32 protein-coding genes are annotated in these 17,992 nt (G+C 50.7%); 31 read left to right on the top strand and 1 reads right to left on the bottom strand.

The annotated features are described in order from the left end of the window. The first annotated feature begins 347 nt into the window (after nt 1-347). The 3 genes from rpsL (at nt 348) to fusA (ending at nt 3,496) form a co-directional block, all read left to right on the top strand. Nucleotides 348-761 carry a 30S ribosomal protein S12 gene (gene rpsL / locus LPA02S_RS02160; protein ID WP_056956658.1) on the top strand — a complete coding sequence of 138 codons (414 nt, stop codon included), beginning with the start codon at nt 348-350 and terminating at the stop codon, nt 759-761. 53 nt (nt 762-814) lie between these two features. Continuing rightward, complete coding sequence (rpsG, locus tag LPA02S_RS02155) at nt 815-1,285, top strand: 30S ribosomal protein S7 (protein ID WP_056956657.1); 471 nt, start codon at nt 815-817, stop codon at nt 1,283-1,285. Nucleotides 1,286-1,408: 123 nt separating this feature from the next. Continuing rightward, nucleotides 1,409-3,496, top strand: a complete 2,088-nt coding sequence (gene fusA, locus LPA02S_RS02150) for an elongation factor G (RefSeq protein ID WP_054649267.1) — start codon at nt 1,409-1,411, stop codon at nt 3,494-3,496. A gap of 90 nt (nt 3,497-3,586) precedes the next feature. Here fusA and LPA02S_RS02145 read toward each other — a convergent pair whose 3' ends face one another. Then, nucleotides 3,587-4,135 (bottom strand): cysteine hydrolase family protein, encoded by a 549-nt coding sequence (locus LPA02S_RS02145; RefSeq protein WP_054649269.1) that lies wholly within the window; start codon nt 4,133-4,135, stop codon nt 3,587-3,589. 423 nt (nt 4,136-4,558) lie between these two features. On the opposite strand from LPA02S_RS02145, the gene rpsJ reads away from it, so the two are divergent. The 28 genes from rpsJ (at nt 4,559) to LPA02S_RS02015 (ending at nt 17,987) form a co-directional block, all read left to right on the top strand. Continuing rightward, complete coding sequence (gene rpsJ, locus LPA02S_RS02140) at nt 4,559-4,867, top strand: 30S ribosomal protein S10 (RefSeq protein WP_054649271.1); 309 nt, start codon at nt 4,559-4,561, stop codon at nt 4,865-4,867. A gap of 25 nt (nt 4,868-4,892) precedes the next feature. Next, nucleotides 4,893-5,528 carry a 50S ribosomal protein L3 gene (gene rplC, locus LPA02S_RS02135; protein ID WP_056956656.1) on the top strand — a complete coding sequence of 212 codons (636 nt, stop codon included), beginning with the start codon at nt 4,893-4,895 and terminating at the stop codon, nt 5,526-5,528. Between the two features lie 24 nt (nt 5,529-5,552). Then, nucleotides 5,553-6,176 (top strand): 50S ribosomal protein L4, encoded by a 624-nt coding sequence (gene rplD, locus LPA02S_RS02130; protein ID WP_054649275.1) that lies wholly within the window; start codon nt 5,553-5,555, stop codon nt 6,174-6,176. Continuing rightward, the gene (gene rplW, locus LPA02S_RS02125; RefSeq protein ID WP_054649277.1) at nt 6,176-6,460 is read left to right on the top strand and encodes a 50S ribosomal protein L23; all 285 of its coding nucleotides are present in this window, start codon (nt 6,176-6,178) and stop codon (nt 6,458-6,460) included. The genes rplD and rplW overlap by 1 nt, the downstream gene beginning before the upstream one ends. Nucleotides 6,461-6,491: 31 nt before the next feature. After that, nucleotides 6,492-7,325, top strand: coding sequence for a 50S ribosomal protein L2 (rplB, locus tag LPA02S_RS02120; RefSeq protein ID WP_056956655.1), 834 nt, complete (start codon nt 6,492-6,494; stop codon nt 7,323-7,325). A 33-nt stretch (nt 7,326-7,358) separates the two neighbouring features. After that, nucleotides 7,359-7,640, top strand: a complete 282-nt coding sequence (gene rpsS / locus LPA02S_RS02115) for a 30S ribosomal protein S19 (RefSeq protein ID WP_056956654.1) — start codon at nt 7,359-7,361, stop codon at nt 7,638-7,640. A 17-nt stretch (nt 7,641-7,657) separates the two neighbouring features. Continuing rightward, nucleotides 7,658-8,011: a 50S ribosomal protein L22 gene (gene rplV, locus LPA02S_RS02110; protein ID WP_054649279.1), complete on the top strand. Its 354-nt coding sequence runs from the start codon at nt 7,658-7,660 to the stop codon at nt 8,009-8,011. Nucleotides 8,012-8,024: 13 nt separating this feature from the next. Next, on the top strand, nt 8,025-8,684 hold the full coding sequence (gene rpsC / locus LPA02S_RS02105) for a 30S ribosomal protein S3 (protein WP_054649281.1): 660 nt from the start codon (nt 8,025-8,027) through the stop codon (nt 8,682-8,684). A 3-nt stretch (nt 8,685-8,687) separates the two neighbouring features. After that, the gene (gene rplP, locus LPA02S_RS02100) at nt 8,688-9,119 is read left to right on the top strand and encodes a 50S ribosomal protein L16 (protein WP_054649283.1); all 432 of its coding nucleotides are present in this window, start codon (nt 8,688-8,690) and stop codon (nt 9,117-9,119) included. Then, the gene (rpmC, locus tag LPA02S_RS02095) at nt 9,109-9,303 is read left to right on the top strand and encodes a 50S ribosomal protein L29 (RefSeq protein WP_054649285.1); all 195 of its coding nucleotides are present in this window, start codon (nt 9,109-9,111) and stop codon (nt 9,301-9,303) included. The genes rplP and rpmC overlap by 11 nt, the downstream gene beginning before the upstream one ends. Nucleotides 9,304-9,323: 20 nt before the next feature. Next, nucleotides 9,324-9,587, top strand: coding sequence for a 30S ribosomal protein S17 (gene rpsQ / locus LPA02S_RS02090; RefSeq protein ID WP_054649287.1), 264 nt, complete (start codon nt 9,324-9,326; stop codon nt 9,585-9,587). Between the two features lie 30 nt (nt 9,588-9,617). Beyond that, nucleotides 9,618-9,986 carry a 50S ribosomal protein L14 gene (gene rplN, locus LPA02S_RS02085; RefSeq protein ID WP_054649289.1) on the top strand — a complete coding sequence of 123 codons (369 nt, stop codon included), beginning with the start codon at nt 9,618-9,620 and terminating at the stop codon, nt 9,984-9,986. Nucleotides 9,987-10,008: 22 nt separating this feature from the next. Beyond that, a complete protein-coding gene (rplX, locus tag LPA02S_RS02080) occupies nt 10,009-10,320 on the top strand; it encodes a 50S ribosomal protein L24 (protein ID WP_054649291.1) in 312 nt (103 codons plus the stop codon). A gap of 22 nt (nt 10,321-10,342) precedes the next feature. Next, nucleotides 10,343-10,885 carry a 50S ribosomal protein L5 gene (gene rplE / locus LPA02S_RS02075; RefSeq protein ID WP_054649293.1) on the top strand — a complete coding sequence of 181 codons (543 nt, stop codon included), beginning with the start codon at nt 10,343-10,345 and terminating at the stop codon, nt 10,883-10,885. A 13-nt stretch (nt 10,886-10,898) separates the two neighbouring features. Next, nucleotides 10,899-11,084 carry a type Z 30S ribosomal protein S14 gene (locus tag LPA02S_RS11470; RefSeq protein ID WP_054750925.1) on the top strand — a complete coding sequence of 62 codons (186 nt, stop codon included), beginning with the start codon at nt 10,899-10,901 and terminating at the stop codon, nt 11,082-11,084. Between the two features lie 31 nt (nt 11,085-11,115). After that, entirely contained in the window at nt 11,116-11,514 is a 399-nt protein-coding gene (gene rpsH, locus LPA02S_RS02070; protein WP_054649295.1) for a 30S ribosomal protein S8, read from the top strand. Nucleotides 11,515-11,543: 29 nt separating this feature from the next. Then, nucleotides 11,544-12,074, top strand: a complete 531-nt coding sequence (rplF, locus tag LPA02S_RS02065) for a 50S ribosomal protein L6 (RefSeq protein ID WP_054649297.1) — start codon at nt 11,544-11,546, stop codon at nt 12,072-12,074. Nucleotides 12,075-12,108: 34 nt separating this feature from the next. Continuing rightward, nucleotides 12,109-12,477, top strand: a complete 369-nt coding sequence (rplR, locus tag LPA02S_RS02060; protein ID WP_054649299.1) for a 50S ribosomal protein L18 — start codon at nt 12,109-12,111, stop codon at nt 12,475-12,477. Nucleotides 12,478-12,497: 20 nt separating this feature from the next. Beyond that, complete coding sequence (gene rpsE, locus LPA02S_RS02055; protein WP_054649301.1) at nt 12,498-13,001, top strand: 30S ribosomal protein S5; 504 nt, start codon at nt 12,498-12,500, stop codon at nt 12,999-13,001. A 13-nt stretch (nt 13,002-13,014) separates the two neighbouring features. Continuing rightward, the gene (gene rpmD, locus LPA02S_RS02050; protein ID WP_054649303.1) at nt 13,015-13,200 is read left to right on the top strand and encodes a 50S ribosomal protein L30; all 186 of its coding nucleotides are present in this window, start codon (nt 13,015-13,017) and stop codon (nt 13,198-13,200) included. Nucleotides 13,201-13,231: 31 nt separating this feature from the next. Further along, nucleotides 13,232-13,672 (top strand): 50S ribosomal protein L15, encoded by a 441-nt coding sequence (gene rplO, locus LPA02S_RS02045; RefSeq protein ID WP_054649305.1) that lies wholly within the window; start codon nt 13,232-13,234, stop codon nt 13,670-13,672. Further along, nucleotides 13,672-14,985 (top strand): preprotein translocase subunit SecY, encoded by a 1,314-nt coding sequence (gene secY, locus LPA02S_RS02040; RefSeq protein WP_054649307.1) that lies wholly within the window; start codon nt 13,672-13,674, stop codon nt 14,983-14,985. The genes rplO and secY overlap by 1 nt, the downstream gene beginning before the upstream one ends. A gap of 20 nt (nt 14,986-15,005) precedes the next feature. Beyond that, the gene (locus LPA02S_RS02035; RefSeq protein WP_056956653.1) at nt 15,006-15,659 is read left to right on the top strand and encodes an adenylate kinase; all 654 of its coding nucleotides are present in this window, start codon (nt 15,006-15,008) and stop codon (nt 15,657-15,659) included. 147 nt (nt 15,660-15,806) lie between these two features. Continuing rightward, nucleotides 15,807-16,025: a translation initiation factor IF-1 gene (gene infA / locus LPA02S_RS02030; protein WP_054750933.1), complete on the top strand. Its 219-nt coding sequence runs from the start codon at nt 15,807-15,809 to the stop codon at nt 16,023-16,025. Between the two features lie 23 nt (nt 16,026-16,048). Next, nucleotides 16,049-16,165 (top strand): 50S ribosomal protein L36, encoded by a 117-nt coding sequence (gene rpmJ, locus LPA02S_RS11465; RefSeq protein WP_003567518.1) that lies wholly within the window; start codon nt 16,049-16,051, stop codon nt 16,163-16,165. A gap of 31 nt (nt 16,166-16,196) precedes the next feature. Continuing rightward, the gene (gene rpsM / locus LPA02S_RS02025; RefSeq protein WP_054649310.1) at nt 16,197-16,562 is read left to right on the top strand and encodes a 30S ribosomal protein S13; all 366 of its coding nucleotides are present in this window, start codon (nt 16,197-16,199) and stop codon (nt 16,560-16,562) included. Nucleotides 16,563-16,580: 18 nt separating this feature from the next. After that, nucleotides 16,581-16,970: a 30S ribosomal protein S11 gene (gene rpsK / locus LPA02S_RS02020; RefSeq protein ID WP_054649312.1), complete on the top strand. Its 390-nt coding sequence runs from the start codon at nt 16,581-16,583 to the stop codon at nt 16,968-16,970. A gap of 75 nt (nt 16,971-17,045) precedes the next feature. Then, nucleotides 17,046-17,987, top strand: a complete 942-nt coding sequence (locus tag LPA02S_RS02015; RefSeq protein ID WP_054649313.1) for a DNA-directed RNA polymerase subunit alpha — start codon at nt 17,046-17,048, stop codon at nt 17,985-17,987. Nucleotides 17,988-17,992: the final 5 nt, after the last annotated feature.

Genomic DNA, 17,992 nt, shown 5'->3' with positions numbered 1-17,992 from the left:
ATTACCGCGGAGCGCCCACGAAAGCCTCCACTCACCAACCCGTCCGACACGGCCGTCACCCACTACTGTAGCAATCCACGGCGTAGGGAGGGTAAGCCGCAACCCCACCACCGCTTTGCCAGCACTACTCCACTAACTGTACCCATTCAAAGTTATGGTTGACTTTCACCGTGAAAACTTTGTATACTGTCAAAGGTGCTTTTTTCAGTTTATGCGGTTCACCCGACGGCTGACTGGCACCGCGCCAAACTGCCGCCGAAGTGGCCATTTTTTACAGTTAAAAATGAACCGCCCGGATGTGTGGACTTAAAATATCAGTACCGAAATCGAAAGGAGGAACCTTAGATATGCCAACAATTAACCAACTGGTACGTCAAGGTCGTAAGTCTCATGGCAAGAAGAGTAACGCTCCTGCCCTGAACTTTAGCTACAACAGTAAGACAAAGTCTTTGGGTGACAACCCTGCACCACAGAAGCGTGGTGTTGCTACCCGTGTTGGTACGATGACACCAAAGAAGCCTAACTCCGCCCTGCGGAAGTATGCTCGTGTGCGTTTGTCCAACCTGATTGAAGTTACGGCTTACATCCCTGGTGAAGGTCACAACTTGCAGGAACACTCGGTCGTCTTGATCCGTGGTGGTCGTGTAAAGGACTTGCCTGGGGTACGTTACCACATCGTTCGTGGTGCGCTGGATACTGCCGGTGTTGACGGCCGTATGCAGGGCCGTTCCAAGTACGGTGCAAAGCGCCCTAAGAAGTAATTCGTAATTCAATCGCCCGTTAACGGGTAATAATCAATTAGGAGGGTTTTAGGATGCCACGTAAAGGCTACGTAAAAAACCGAGATGTCCTGCCTGACCCAGTTTACAACTCAAAGCTGGTTACCCGCTTGATCAACCACATGATGATTGATGGTAAGCGTGGTAAGGCGCAGAAGATTCTCTATGATGCATTTGACATTATCAAGGAACAAACTGGTAACGACCCAGTCGAAGTTTTCGAAGAGGCAATGAAGAACGTTATGCCTGTTCTGGAAGTTAAGGCTCGTCGTATCGGTGGTTCTAACTACCAGGTGCCAATCGAAGTTCGTCCAGAACGTCGGACTACTTTGGGCTTGCGTTGGATCGTACAGTACGCACGTTCTCGTGGTGAACACACCATGGACGAGCGTCTGGCCCGCGAACTGATGGATGCCGCCAACAACACTGGTGCAGCCGTTAAGAAGCGTGAAGATACCCACCGTATGGCAGACGCCAACCGGGCATTTGCACACTATCGTTGGTAATATGAAGGGCTATTATATGCGGTTGCTACGCCATATAGTAGCCCTTTCTTTGAACCAAACACAATTCAACAGCACAAACCGTGCTGTCACTCAGTATTAACTTGAGAGGAGTAAATCTTTCACATGGCTAACAAGCGTGAATTCCCACTTGAAAAGACCCGTAACATTGGGATCATGGCCCACATCGACGCTGGTAAGACAACTACCACTGAACGTATCCTGTACTACACGGGTAAGATTCACAAGATCGGTGAAACTCATGACGGTGCTTCCCAGATGGACTGGATGGCTCAGGAACAAGAACGTGGTATCACGATCACTTCCGCCGCTACCACTGCTCACTGGAAGGGCAACCGGATTAACATCATTGATACCCCAGGGCACGTTGACTTCACTATCGAAGTTGAACGTTCCCTCCGTGTCCTAGATGGTGCGATTACCGTTCTGGACGCCCAGGCCGGTGTTGAACCACAGACCGAAAACGTTTGGCGTCAGGCCACCACGTACAGCGTTCCCCGGATTGTGTTCGTCAACAAGATGGACAAGATTGGTGCGGACTTCCAGTACTCCGTTGGTACTATCCGCGACCGTTTGGGTGCTAACGCCCACGCCGTGCAGTTGCCAATCGGTGCCGAGGACAAGTTCGAAGGTGTTATCGACCTGCTTGAAATGAAGGCCGACCTGTACGACGAAGACGAACTCGGGACTGAATGGGATACTGTTGATATCCCAGACGAATACAAGGAACAGGCAGAAGCCGCTCGCCAGGAGCTGGTTGAAGCCGTTGCCGACGTTGACGATGACGTTATGGAGAAGTACCTGAACGGTGACGATATTAGCGTTGCTGAACTGAAGGCCGCTATCCGTAAGGCTACCATCAACTTGGAATTCTTCCCTGTTTTGGCTGGTTCTGCCTTCAAGAACAAAGGTGTGCAGATGTTGCTCGACGCCACTGTGGACTACCTGCCTAGCCCACTGGACGTTAAGCCATACAACGCCACTGACCCTGACTCTGGTGAACAGGTTGAACTGATGGCCGGCGACGACAAGCCTTTTGCCGCTTTGGCCTTCAAGATTGCCACCGACCCATTTGTTGGTCGTCTGACTTTCATCCGTGTTTACACTGGTAGTTTGGAATCCGGTTCTTACGTTGAGAACACGACTAAGGGCAAGCGTGAACGTGTTGGTCGTCTGCTGCAAATGCACAGTAACCACCGTGAAGAAATCCCAGAAGTCTTTTCTGGTGATATCGCCGCCGTTATCGGTTTGAAGAACACCACTACTGGTGACTCCCTGACCGACCAGGATCACCCGTTGGTTCTGGAATCCCTTGAAATTCCTGACCCAGTTATCCAGGTTTCCGTTGAACCTAAGTCCAAGGAAGACCGTGACAAGCTGGACATTGCCATCCAGAAGCTGGCTGAAGAAGACCCAACGTTCCAGGCTGAAACTAACCCTGAAACTGGTGAAACTTTGATTGCTGGGATGGGTGAATTGCACCTGGACATCATGGTTGACCGTATGCGTCGTGAATTCAACGTTGACGCGCAGATTGGTGAACCACAGGTTGCCTACCGTGAAACCTTCACGAAGCAGGCTAGTGCACAAGGTAAGTTTGTGCGTCAGTCTGGTGGTAAAGGTCAGTATGGTGATGTTTGGGTTGAATTCACACCTAACGAAGAGGGTAAGGGCTTCGAATTCGAAGACGCTATCGTCGGTGGTGTTGTTCCTCGTGAATACATTCCATCCGTTGAGCAGGGTCTGAAGGAAGCCATGGCCAATGGTGTATTGGCTGGCTACCCACTGATTGACGTTAAGGCTAAGCTGTATGATGGTTCTTACCACGAAGTCGATTCTTCTGAAGCAGCGTTCAAGGTTGCCGCATCGATGTCCCTGAAGGCCGCTGCGCCTAAGGCTGGTGCCGTTATCCTCGAACCAATCATGAAGGTTGAAGTTGTGGCCCCAGAAGACAACTTTGGTGACGTTATGGGCCAGGTTACTGCTCGTCGTGGCCGCGTTGAAGGTATGGAGGCTCGTGGTAACGCCCAGGTGGTTAACGCCATGGTACCGCTGGCCGAAATGTTCGGTTACGCTACTACCCTGCGTTCTGCAACCCAGGGTCGTGGTACCTTCACGATGACTTTTGACCACTACGAAGCAACGCCTAAGTCTATTCAAGAAGAAATCATCAAGAAGAACGGCGGCCAGTAATTTTTTACTGACTGCAAATGAAACGCCCGCACGGTTTTTCGACCGTCGCGGGCGTTTTTTGTCGACTCGACTTTTATTATAGAAGTAATTTTAAATGATGGTGGCGCCTAGTACGCTACGGAAATGGTTCAGCGCCCATTCCTGACCGCCGGGAGTGAAGGTGGCGGTGGCATCCGCATTGATGGTAATATGGTAGCCGAGATTATACGCGTCAACAGCAGTGTGCAGTACGCAGATGTCGGTGCAAACGCCGACGAGCTCTAGGTCACGAACGTTGCGTTCGCGCAACCAGATATCCAGCGTGGTACCGGCGAAACTCGAATAGCGCGTTTTGGCAAAGGCGTTGACGCGCTCTTGGTCCTGGTGCTGACTGAACCAGTCGCCGGTTCGACCGTAGTAGTCGCGCCCCCAAGTATTGAGTTCGTTGTGCGGCGGGAACAGCTTGGTTTCGGGGTGAAACTGATCGCCAGCCACGTGCAGGTCCGCGGGTAGGTAAACCCAACCGCCTTCTGCAAGCGTCTTATCCGCAGCGGCGACAATTGCCTCGTCAATGGCCTGGGCGGGCGCTCCAGCCGTCAATGCTCCGTCCGTTGCGACAAAATCATTCGTGTAGTCGATGATGAGTAATGCGTTAGTCATAATTTCCTCCTGGTTTGCGGCTGTAGTTAAGATTGGGATGAGTCACTTGACGTGTCTTGACACCTATTCTACAACAGAAAACAATCAATGAAAATGGCCTGCAAACGTCAAGTGGGTGATTCCCTACAATGGTATGGGTAATCCGAACAAGTGGGGGAGCATCAGCCAACGAGGGTCGGCATACGCGAACAATGAAAGTAGCACAATAAACATGCATAAAGGCCTTGAACTCGGGCTTAATATCATGTATACTTACAAAGTTGCAGGTTAATTCGGGGCGCAGTGCGCGTTCCGGAGCGGTTTGCACGAGTATAGCGCAGATGTGAGAGGTTGCGACACGCCCGGCCGCTTTGCCACGGAGAGCGCGACGGAAATTTTCACGGAGCTAGTCTACTAATGATAATAGACGAAGGAGGACACACAATGGCAAAACAGAAGATTCGGATCCGGCTCAAGGCTTACGAGCACCGGATTATCGATCAGTCCGCAGAGAAGATTGTTGAGACCGCAAAGCGCACAGGTGCTACGATCTCTGGCCCAATCCCACTGCCAACGGAGCGTACACTTTACACGGTGCTGCGTTCCCCACATAAGCACAAGGATTCACGGGAACAGTTCGAAATGCGCACGCACAAGCGTCTGATCGACATTGTTAACCCAACGCCAAAGACAGTTGATGCTTTAATGAAGCTTGACTTGCCTAGCGGTGTTGATATCGAGATTAAACTTTAATCTGTAAGAAACTGGAGGTGTACCCATGTCTCGAAAAGGAATCTTAGGTAAAAAGGTCGGCATGACCCAGGTCTTTACTGACAACGGCGAGTTGGTTCCAGTTACTGTCATTGACGTAACTGGCAACACGGTATTGCAGGTTAAGACTGACGCAACTGATGGCTACGAAGCCGTTCAGTTGGGGTTTGGCGACAAGCGTGAAGTTCTGTCCAACAAGCCAGAAGCTGGCCACGCAAAGAAGGCAGACACCACCCCTAAGCGCTTCATTAAGGAGATCCGTGATGTAGCGCTTGATGATTATGAGGTTGGTGCCGAAGTTAAGGCTGACACCTTTGCAGCAGGCGACATCGTGGATGTCACCGGGATTACAAAGGGTCACGGATACCAAGGTAACATCAAGAAAGACGGTCAGCGTCGCGGTCCTATGGCCCACGGTTCTCGCTACCACCGTCGTCCTGGTTCACTTGGTGCCATCATTAATCGTGTGTTCCCTGGTAAGAAGTTGCCAGGGCGCATGGGTAACAAGAAGGTTACCATGCAGAACCTCGAAGTTGTGGCTGTAGATACTGACCACAACGCATTGCTCATCAAGGGTAACGTCCCTGGGGCAAACAAGTCCTTTGTTACCGTTCGCACGGCTGTTAAGTCGGTCGCAAAATAAATCACGAAGGGAGGACATTAACAGATGGCTAACGTTACTTTGTACAAGCAAGATGGCTCAGAAAACGGCTCCGTTGAATTAAACGATGCAATTTTCGCCATTGAACCAAACCAGAACGTGGTGTTTGATGCAATCATCATGCAGCGTGCTTCTCTTCGTCAGGGCACCCACGCGGTTAAGAACCGTTCCGCCGTTTCTGGCGGTGGCCGCAAGCCATGGCGTCAGAAGGGTACCGGTCGTGCCCGTCAGGGTTCCATCCGTTCACCACAGTGGCGTGGCGGTGGGATCGTCTTCGGACCAACCCCACGTAGCTACAGCTACAAGCTGCCTAAGAAGGTTCGTCGCCTGGCCCTGAAGTCTGTACTTTCCGAGAAGGTTACAGACCAGAACCTGGTTGTTGTTGACGCTTTGAGCTTCGACGCACCAAAGACGAAGGCATTCGCACAGGCAATGACTGCCCTGAACGCCAACGAAAAGACCTTGGTTGTTCTGGAAGCCGGCAACGACAACGCTGCTTTGGCTGCCCGGAACCTGCCAAACGTCAAGGTGGTTGTTGCTGATGGTATCAACGTTTTGGATATCGTTAACAACAACAAGCTGGTTGTCACACAAGCAGCTCTCCAAAAGATTGAGGAGGTATTCGCATAATGGATGCACGCGATATTATTCTTCGCCCAATCATTACCGAACAGTCTACCGCCGAGATGGACAACCGCAAGTACACGTTCGAAGTTAACCTGAAGGCCGACAAGACCCAGGTTAAGCGCGCAGTCGAAGAAATCTTCGGCGCCAACGTTAAGAACGTCAACATTGCTAATGTTCGCGGCAAGAAGAAGCGCCAGGGTCGTTACGAAGGTATGACTCGTCGTCGTCGCAAGGCGATTGTGACCCTGACTGCTGATTCCAAAGACATCAAGATTTTCGAAGATTAATTCGAAAAATTTTTAAAAGGAGGTTAATAACGTGGCGATTATTAAGTACAAACCAACCACCAACGGTCGTCGTAACATGTCTGGTTCCGACTTTGCCGACATCACCAAGAAGCGTCCTGAACGCTCCCTGTTGGAAAGCCAGAGCCACACCGCCGGCCGTAACGCACATGGACACATTACTGTCCGTCACCGTGGCGGTGGTAACAAGCAGTTCTACCGTGTGATTGATTTCAAGCGGCAGAAGGATGACATTACCGCTAAGGTAACGGCCATCGAATACGATCCAAACCGTACAGCAAACATTGCTTTGCTGACATATGAAGATGGGGTTAAGTCCTACATCCTAGCACCAAAGGGCCTGAAGGTGGGCGACAAGGTTGTTTCTGGCCCTGACGCCGACATTAAGCCTGGTAACACGTTACCATTGACTAACATTCCTGATGGTACTTTGATTCACAACGTTGAATTGAAGCCAGGCAAAGGTGGTCAGTTGGCACGTTCCGCTGGTGCTTCCGCACAGTTGCTGGGTCACGATGGCAAGTACGTCACCGTTCGCCTGTCTTCCGGTGAAGTCCGGATGATCCTCTCCGTCAACCGTGCAACGATTGGTGAAGTTGGTAACGCAGAACACTCACTGATCAGTATTGGTAAGGCCGGTCGCAAGCGTTGGCTCGGTTTCCGTCCAACTGTTCGTGGTTCGGTTATGAACCCTAACGATCACCCACATGGTGGTGGTGAAGGTAAGGCTCCTATCGGTCGTCCATCTCCTCTTTCCCCATGGGGTAAGAAGACGTTGGGTAAGAAGACGCGTGATCACAAGGCTAAGTCCGAGAAGTTCATCGTCCGTCACCGTAAGCACAAGTAAACCACTACGATTAGTAGTTAAGGAGGTCACAAAATGGGTCGCAGTCTTAAAAAAGGACCTTTTGCCGATGCCAGCCTTCTAAAGAAGGTTGAGGCACAGGCAGATAACGAGAAGAAGACCGTCATCAAGACCTGGTCTCGTCGTTCAACTATTTTCCCAAGTTTCATCGGCTACACCTTTGCAGTGTACGATGGCCGGAAGCACGTTCCAGTTTACGTGTCTGAAGACATGGTTGGTCACAAGCTCGGTGAGTTTGTCCCAACACGGACTTTCCGTGGCCACGCCGTTGATGACAAGAAAACCGGCGCACGCTAGAAAGGAGCAATTCAGACATGGCTGAAACAATTACGTCTGCAACCGCAACGGCGAAGACAGTACGAATTGCTGCTCGCAAAGCGCGGTTGGTAATCGACTTGATTCGCGGCCGGAGCGCAGCAGAAGCTCTGGCAATCCTTGAATTCACGCCTCGCGCGGGTTCACCGATCATTGCTAAGGTATTGAAGAGTGCGATTGCTAACGCAGAACACAACTTCGACTTGGATGCACAAAACCTGTACGTCAAGGACGCTTTCGTTAACGAAGGCCCAACCTTGAAGCGGTTCCGTCCACGGGCCAAGGGTTCTGCATCACCAATCAACAAGCGTACGAGTCACATCACCGTGACCGTCGCTGAGCAAGAAGCATAAGGAGGGATAACGCGTGGGTCAAAAAGTAAATCCTAATGGGTTCCGTGTCGGTGTCATTCGTGACTGGGAAGCTAAGTGGTATGCCGAGAAGGACTATGCCACATTCCTGCACGAGGACCTGCACATCCGCGAATTCATTAACAAGAAGCTCGCCGATGCGTCTGTCTCGACCATCGAAATCGAGCGTGCCGCTAACAAGGTCAACATTTCTATCCACACCGCTAAGCCAGGGATGGTTATCGGTAAGGGTGGTGCTCAGGTCGAAGCCCTGCGTAAGGACATCGTTGCCCTGACCGGCCGTAACGTGCACATTAACATTGTTGAAATTAAGAAACCTGACCTGGACGCCAAGTTGGTTGCTGATAACATCACCGACCAGTTGGAACAGCGTATTGCATTCCGTCGCGCAATGAAGCAGACGATGCAGCGCTCAATGCGTGCAGGTGCTAAGGGTATCAAGGTACAGACGTCCGGCCGTTTGAACGGTGCCGACATGTCTCGCCGTGAGCACTATTCCGAAGGGACTGTGCCTCTGCACACTCTGCGTGCGGATATTGATTACTCTTGGCAGGAAGCTAAAACCACTTACGGTAAGCTGGGCGTTAAGGTCTGGATCTACCGTGGTGAAATCTTGCCGGAAAAGGCAAATAACTCTGCGAAGGGAGCGAAGTAACCAATGCTAGTACCTAAGCGTGTTAAGCACCGCCGTGAATTCCGTGGCAAGATGCGTGGCGCCGCAAAGGGCGGCACCAAAGTTGACTTTGGTGAATATGGACTGCAGGCTCTGGAATCCCACTGGATCTCCAACCGTCAGATTGAAGCTGCTCGTGTTGCCATGACCCGTTACATGAAGCGTGGTGGTAAAGTTTGGATCCGTATCTTCCCACACAAGTCCTACACCAGTAAGGGTGTTGGTGTACGTATGGGTAATGGTAAGGGTGCACCAGAAGGCTGGGTAGCCGTTGTTAAGCGCCAGAAGGTGATGTTTGAAGTTGGTGGCGTCTCTAAAGAGGTCGCAACTGAAGCATTGCGTTTGGCTTCTAACAAGCTCCCAATCCGTACCAAGGTGATCGAGCGCCAGGAAGCAGGTGAGCAGAATGAAGGCTAAAGAAATTACCGCATTGAGCACTGCTGAGATGTTGGACAAGGAAAAGCAATACAAAGACGAATTGTTCAACCTCCGTTTCCAGCAGGCAACCGGTCAGCTGGAAAACACTGCTCGTTTGAAGCAGGTTAAGAAGAACATTGCCCGGATTAAGACGGTTCTGCGTCAGCAGCAACTGAACAAATAATCGGAAAGGAGCCCAGTACTTTGGAAGAACGTAATAGTCGTAAAGTTTATCAGGGCCGCGTTGTCTCTGACAAGATGGACAAGACCATTACCGTCGAGGTCAACACTACCAAGACCCACCCGGTATATGGCAAGCGTGTTAAGTACTCCAAGAAGTACTACGCCCAGGATGACGAAAATGCCGCCCACGTAGGTGACACTGTTCGCATCATGGAAACACGTCCTCTGTCAAAGAACAAGCGTTTCCGGTTGCTCGACATTGTCGAGAAGGCCGTTATTATCTAGAGCATTTCGTGACGAAAGGAGGACACAACAGTGATTCAACAAGAAAGTCGCCTCAAAGTGGCAGACAACTCCGGTGCACGCGAAATCCTCGTGATTAAGGTCCTTGGTGGTTCTTACCGCAAGACCGGTAACATCGGTGACGTCGTAGTCGCAACTGTAAAACAGGCAACACCAGGTGGCGTTGTCAAAAAGGCAGATGTCGTTAAGGCTGTGATTGTACGGACTAAGTCAGGTGCTCACCGTACCGACGGTTCATACATCAAGTTTGACGAAAATGCCGCAGTCATCATCAATGATGACAAGACGCCAAAGGGTACGCGTATCTTTGGCCCCGTTGCTCGTGAGTTGCGTGACAACGACTTTATGAAGATCGTTTCACTAGCACCCGAAGTTCTGTAATTTTCATAGGAGGAGGTGCAACATGTTATTCAAAACAGGTGATAAGGTGCGTGTCATGCGTGGAAAAGACGCTGGCAAAGAAGGCACCATCAAGCAGGTCCTGAAGAGTAAGGACCGCGTCATCGTTGAGGGCATCAACATGGTTAAGAAGCACGTGAAGCCGTCGAATACTAACCCTAACGGTGGTATCGTCGATGCTGAAGCAGCAATTCACGTTTCTAACGTCATGTTGCTCAACCCGAAGGACAACAAGCCATCCCGTGTCGGTATCGCCGAACAGGACGGCAAGCGTGTGCGCGTAGCCAAGAAGTCTGGCACCGCTCTCGACAAGTAAAGGAAAGGAGGACCTATTTTTCATGGCAAACCGTTTACAAGAACGTTATAAGCAGGAAATTGCACCGGCGCTGAACAAGCAGTTCAGTTACAAGAGCACGATGCAGACGCCAAAGATTGACAAGATTGTTTTGAACATGGGTGTTGGTGATGCTACACAGAACGCCAAGAACCTTGACGAAGCCGTTAGTGAATTGGCACTGATTTCTGGTCAGCAGCCAATGACGACTAAGGCTAAGAAGTCAATTGCCAACTTCCGTCTGCGTGAAGGCATGCCAATTGGTGCGAAGGTCACCCTTCGTGGCGAGCGGATGTACGACTTCCTGGACAAGTTAATCAACGTTTCCCTACCACGTGTCCGTGACTTCCGCGGTATCTCACCAAAGAGTTTCGACGGTCGTGGCAACTACACCCTGGGTGTACGCGAACAGTTGATTTTCCCAGAAATCGACTATGACAAGGTTAACCACGTACGTGGGCTCGATGTTGTCATTGTTACTACTGCGCAAAATGATGAAGAAGGTCTCGCACTGCTCAAGCAGTTCGGGATGCCATTCGCTAAGTAAGGAGGTCAACCACTTGGCTAAGAAGTCTTTAATTGTAAAGAACCACCGGCCTGCTAAGTTCGCTGTTCAAGAATACACTCGTTGCGAACGCTGTGGTCGGCCACACTCCGTTTACCGCAAGTTCAAGCTTTGCCGGATTTGCCTTCGTGAGTTAGCACACGCCGGTCAGATTCCTGGTTTGAAGAAGGCCAGCTGGTAATCAATTCACTTAGACAAAGGAGGTTAAATCAATGGCTCTGACAGATCCTATTGCAGACTACTTGACTCGCATTCGTAACGCCAACATGGTGCGTCACGAAAGCCTAGAAGTACCTGCTTCCAAGATGAAGAAATCCCTTTCCGAAATCTTGAAGAACGAAGGGTTCATCCGTGACTACGAAGTTATCGATGACGACAAGCAAGGCATGATCCGCATCTTCCTGAAGTACGGGAAGGACAACGAAAAGGTCATCTCTGGTTTGAAGCGTATCAGCAAGCCCGGCTTACGTACTTACGTTAAGGCGGACGCTGTCCCTAAGGTTCTCAATGGTCTCGGGATTGCAATCATTTCCACTTCCAACGGTGTTATCACCGACAAGGAAGCTCGTGCCAAGAACGTCGGTGGCGAAGTACTCGCCTACGTTTGGTAATACAAAATTAACAAAGGAGGTGCCTACCTGTGAGTCGTATTGGTTATAAGGACGTCACGCTGCCAGAAGGGGTTTCTGTTTCCCGCGACGGCAACGTTGTGACCGTTAAGGGTTCCAAGGGTGAACTCACCCGCGAACTGAGCGCCGACATTAAGATGACGGTGGACGGTAACACGGTATCATTTGACCGTGACAACGATAATTTAAAGGCTATCCACGGTACTACCCGTGCCGTATTCAACAACATGGTTGTTGGGGTAACTGAGGGCTTCAAGAAGGACTTGTCTCTGGTCGGTGTTGGTTACCGTGCCCAGATGCAGGGTTCTAAGCTGGTCCTGAACGTTGGTTACTCTCACCCGGTTGAAATGGAAGCACCAGAGGGCGTGAAGGTTGAAGTGCCTAGCACAACTGCCATCACTGTTTCTGGTATCAGCAAAGAGAAGGTTGGCCAGTTCGCCGCTGAAATCCGCGCTGTCCGCTCCCCAGAACCATACAAGGGTAAGGGTATCCGTTACGTCGATGAATATGTTCGGCGTAAGGAAGGTAAGACTGGTAAGTAGTAGTCAGTTATTGGCTGCATAAAACATTTATGAGGTGAACATTGTGATTTCAAAGCCAGATAAGAACAAGACTCGTGCAAAGCGCCACGCGCGTGTACGGGGCAAGATTTCTGGTACGAGCGAGCGCCCACGCTTGAACGTATTCCGTTCCAACAAAAACATCTACGCTCAATTAATTGATGACGTAGCGGGTGTGACGTTAGCAAGTGCCTCCACTCTCGATAAAGAAGTTAAAGCCGATGCTACTAAGACTGAACAAGCCGCAACGGTTGGTGAACTGATTGCCAAGCGTGCCGTTGCTGCTGGTAAGGCCAACGTAGTTTTCGATCGTGGTGGTTACGTCTACCATGGTCGTGTTGCTGCACTAGCCGAGGCTGCTCGCGAGAACGGCCTCGAATTCTAACACAGGAGGAAAAACCTAACATGGCATCATTTATCGATCCAAACCAACTCGATTTGGAAGACGAAGTCGTCGCTATCAACCGAGTTACTAAAGTTGTCAAGGGTGGTCGCCGCCTGCGTTTCGCTGCTATTGCGATTGTTGGTGACAAGAACGGCCACGTCGGCCTTGGTACTGGGAAGGCTCAGGAAGTTCCTGAAGCTATCCGCAAGGCCGTTGAAAACGGTAAGAAGAACCTGATTGCAGTGCCACGTGTTGGTACTACGATTCCGCACGAAGTGATTGGTCACTACGGCGCTGGTGAAGTGCTGTTGAAGCCATCCGTTGAAGGTTCTGGGGTTGCCGCTGGTGGTGCCGTCCGTGCCGTTATGGAATTGGCCGGTATCGGTGATATCACTAGTAAGTCCCTTGGTCGTAACACACCAATCAACATGGTTCGTGCTACCATCGAAGGCTTGAAGCAGCTGAAGACCGCTGAAGAAGTTGCTGATCTGCGCGGCGTGTCCGTTGCACACCTACAAGACTAGGAGGTAGTCAACAATGGCTCAATTGAAAATCACGTTGACTCGGTCTGCGGCACACCGTCTGCCGAAGCAGCGCAAGATTGTCAAGGAATTTGGCCTGGGCCGTGTGAACAGCTCGGTTATCAAGCCAGATAACGCCGCAACTCGTGGTGTTATCAACCAGATTTCCCACCTGGTTTCCGTTGAAGAAGTTAAGGACTAACAAAACTATATACAAGGAGGTGCGCACATCCATGAAGTTACACGAACTCACTCCAAGTGAAGGTTCACGTCACAGCCGCAAGCGTCTTGGCCGTGGTACTTCTAGCGGTCAGGGTAAGACTGCCGGTAAGGGTACTAAGGGTCAATTGGCACGTCAGGGTGGCAAGACTCGTCTTGGGTTTGAAGGTGGCCAGATGCCACTGTTCCGTCGTATGCCTAAGCGCGGTTTCAAGAACGTTAACCGCAAGGACTACGCCGTAATCAACCTGGCAGACCTGAACCGTTTTGATGATGGTACTGAGGTTACTCCAGCATTGCTCGTTGAGAGTGGCTTGGTTAAGAACGAACTCGACGGTATCAAGCTGTTGGGTAACGGTGAATTAACCAAGAAGCTGACCATCAAGGTAGCAAAAGCATCCGCAACTGCTAAAGAAGCTGTTGCAGCAGCAGGCGGTTCGATTGAGGTGATCTAATGATTGCGACCCTCAAAAACGCTCTCAAGGTAAAGGACATCCGGCACAAGATGTTGTTCACCCTGATCGTTTTGCTGGTTTACCGGTTAGGCGCAAGTATTTCGGTACCTGGGATTGATGCTGGTCAACTCACTAAGATGGGTGATACCGGCCTCATTTCCATTCTATCGACCGTCAGTGGTGGTGGCCTGTCGAACTACTCCATCTTTGCTTTGGGGGTTTCGCCATACATTACCGCACAGATTATCATTCAACTGTTACAGATGGACATCGTGCCGAAGTTTGTTGAATGGAGTAAACAGGGTGAAGTTGGTCGGCGCAAGCTGAACCAGATTACCCGTTACCTGACCATTATCTTGGCTTTTGTCCAGGGTATTGGTATCACCGCTGGGTTCCAAGTGCTTTCCCAATACGGGTTGGTCAAGGATCCTAGCGTTGAGCAGTACATCGTCATCGGGATTATTTTGACCGGTGGTACGATGCTACTGACTTGGATGGGTGAGCAAATTACCGATAAAGGTCTGGGCAATGGTGTGTCCATGATTATCTTTGCCGGTATCATTGCTCGCCTCCCATCCGGGATTCAGGAAATCTGGACGGACCAAATTACGAACAACAACGCAGCGGATCGTTGGCAGGGAGCCCTCTTCATGGCGGGTCTCGTGGTACTGGTCATCGTTGTCGTTGCGTTCGTAACCTGGGTGCAACAAGCTAACCGTAAAATTCCGATTCAGTACACGCGCCGTGTGACCAGTGCGGGCGACAATTCCTACTTGCCCCTCAAGGTTAACGTTGCCGGTGTGATCCCCGTCATCTTTGCCAGCTCATTAATTGTGACGCCACAAACTATTTTGATGGCGTTCCAAAAGAGTCATGGCAGTGATGGTTGGTACATCACATTGACTAACATCTTTAGCCTAGAGAAGCCAATCGGGATTGTTTTGTACACCGTACTGATTGTTTTGTTCACGTTCTTCTACGCCTTTGTCCAGGTTAACCCGGAAAAGCTGTCGGAGAACTTGGTCAAACAGGGTAGTTACATTCCGGGTGTTTGGCCCGGTAAGGAAACGGAAAAATTCGTTTCCCGGATTCTCATGCGGTTGTCCGTTGTCGGGGCCCTCTTCCTTGGGTTGATTGCCCTGATGCCACAGTTAGCAGCGTTGCTGTGGAACTTACCACAGTCAATTGGTTTGGGTGGTACCAGCCTGTTGATCGTGGTCATGACAGCCATTGAGTTGGTACGCCAGCTGGATGGGTTGCTCATGAAACGCGAATACGTTGGCTTCATTCAGGGCGACCTGGTGAAGAAATAGCTAAACGGAGGCTACAAAAAGTGAATCTGATTTTAATGGGTCTACCAGGCGCGGGTAAGGGTACTCAAGCCGAGAAAATCGTCGTGAAGTACCCAATTGCTCACATTAGTACTGGCGACATGTTCCGGGCAGCGATGGCTAACGGTACTGAGCTCGGCAAACAAGCCAAGTCCTATATGGACCAGGGCCAGTTGGTGCCAGACGAAGTCACTGAAGGTCTCGTCAAGGAGCGTCTGCAGGAACCAGATACTGAATCTGGTTACATGCTGGATGGTTTCCCACGGACGATTGCCCAGGCGGAGGCGTTGACTGATATCACCGCCGAGCTGAACAAGCCGTTGGATGCGGTCATCAACATTGACGTTGACCCAAAAATCCTGGCTGACCGTCTGAGCGCACGTTATATCTGCAAAACCTGTGGGGCAACATACAACAAGTTGTACCATAACCCCAAGGTTGAAGGAACCTGCGACCGCTGTGGTGGTCACGAGTTCTTCCAGCGGGATGACGATAAGCCAGAAACCGTTCAGAACCGTCTGCAGGTAAACATTGAAATGAACACGCCCCTGCTTGATTTCTACGCCGACCGGAAGTTGCTGTACACCGTTAATGGTGATCAGGATATTGACGCGGTGTTCGCAGAGATTGAAAAAATTCTCGCGGCTATGGCCTAACTCGAGGATGGCACCGTCTGTCGGCTGACAGACTTGTTTTCAACTTGCGAACTTTGTGGTACACTGCTTTGGTGTGCCGGACGGTCGGCGCCCATTTTTGGGTGCGTGATTAATTGTGACCAAAACGGACGAGGAGGAAAAGGTTTCGTGGCAAAAGACGATGTCATTGAGATTCAGGGCACCGTGGTGGATACGCTACCCAACGCGATGTTTAAAGTAAAGCTTGAAAACGATGCAGAAATTCTCGCGCACGTTTCCGGTAAGATTCGGATGCACTACATTCGGATTCTGCCTGGTGACCGCGTGACGGTGGAGTTATCTCCATACGACCTGACAAAGGGTCGGATTACTTACCGTTTCAAGTAGTCAACACAGGAGGCATTTTAAAGATGAAAGTACGTCCATCTGTTAAGAAAATGTGTGAGCACTGCAAGGTTGTCCGCCGCAAGGGCCGCGTGATGATTATTTGCTCTGCAAACCCAAAGCACAAGCAGCGCCAAGGATAATAACTAACACTAAAATAGGAGGTGTCATCACATGGCTCGTATTGCAGGTATTGATTTACCCCGCAACAAGCAAATTGTCATCGGTCTGACTTACATTTACGGTATCGGTAACACGACTGCGCGTAAGATTGTCGCAGCAGCCGGCGTTCCCGAAAATGTTCGTGTTGCAGACCTGACTCCTGACCAGGAAGACAAGCTGCGTGCGGAAGTAGATAACGTTCGTGTCGAAGGTGATCTGCGTCGTGAAGTTAGCATGAACATTAAGCGGCTTCAGGAAATTGGCTCATACCGTGGCATGCGCCACCGTCGTGGTCTGCCAGTTCGCGGTCAGCACACCAAGAACAACGCACGTACTCGCAAGGGTAAGAAGACTACCATTGCTGGTAAGAAGAAATAATAAAGGAGGTCTGTACTGATGGCAACAAGGAAAACAACGCGCAAGCGTCGTGTGCGTAAGCACATCGAAAGCGGTGTTGCGCACATCCACGCCACTTTCAACAACACTTTGGTCATGATTACTGATGCCCAAGGTAACGCAGTGGCTTGGTCTTCTGCTGGTGCACTTGGCTTCAAGGGCTCCCGTAAGTCCACGCCATACGCTGCACAAATGGCTGCAGAAGCAGCTGCTAAGGAAGCAATGGAACACGGCATGAAGTCCGTTGAAGTAGCCGTTAAGGGTCCTGGTTCGGGCCGTGAAGCTGCTATTCGTGCCATTCAGGCTGCCGGTATTGACGTTACGGCTATTCGCGACGTTACACCAGTGCCTCACAATGGTTCTCGTCCTCCAAAGCGTCGTCGGGTGTAGTTCGCATGCCCTACGCTTTGTTGAGCGCGTGGGTATGTCGCACATCACTCTCGATTTGAAAGGGGTACACAATAGATGATTGAATTTGAAAAGCCAAACATCACCAAGGTTGAAGAAGACAACAACTACGGTAAGTTTGTCGTCGAGCCACTCGAACGCGGGTATGGTACTACGCTCGGCAATTCGTTGCGGCGAATTTTGCTTTCATCTTTGCCTGGGGCAGCGGTTTCCAGCGTACACATTGATGGCGTCGTGCATGAATTCTCGACGATTGATGGTGTATTGGAAGACGTCACCCAGATTATCCTCAACATTAAGAAGCTTGCTTTGAAGGTTGAGGGTGAGGAAGAGGACAAGAAGGCCACCATCTTGGTCGAGGGTCCGGCTGTCGTGACAGCTGCGGACATCAAAACAGATGCTGACGTTGAGGTATTGAACCCTGACCAGTACATCTGTACCATTGCCGAAGGCGGTCGCCTGGAAATGGAAATGACGATCAAGACTGGTCGTGGGTATGTTCCGGCTGATCAGAACAAGTCTGACGACCAGCCGATTGGGGTCATCGCTGTGGATTCCATCTTTACCCCAATTAGTAAAGTTAACTACACGGTTGAGAGTGCTCGTGTGGGCCGTCGCAGTGATTTTGATAAGCTGACGTTGGATGTCTGGACGAACGGGTCAATTACCCCTAGTGCAGCCATTGCGTTGGCCGCCAAGATTTTGACGGATCACCTGGCAATCTTTGTCAACCTGACTGATGACGCCAAGAACGCCGACATCATGGTTGAAAAGGAAGACAGTCAGCGTGAAAAGTTACTTGATATGACTATCGAGGAACTGGACCTGTCTGTTCGTTCTTACAACTGTCTGAAGCGTGCCGGTATCAACACCGTTCAGGAATTGACCGACAAGACTGAAGCAGAAATGATGAAGGTACGTAACCTCGGCCGGAAGTCGCTTGAAGAAGTTAAGAACAAGCTGTCCGACTTGGGCCTTAGCCTACGTCAAGAAGACTAATTGTA

Origin of the sequence: Lacticaseibacillus pantheris DSM 15945 = JCM 12539 = NBRC 106106, from assembly GCF_001591865.1 — a bacterium.
GTDB classification, from domain to species: Bacteria; Bacillota; Bacilli; order Lactobacillales; family Lactobacillaceae; genus Lacticaseibacillus; species Lacticaseibacillus pantheris.
The sequence above is the reverse complement of the archived record's forward strand: the minus strand, read 5'-3'. Positions and strand labels throughout refer to the sequence as shown.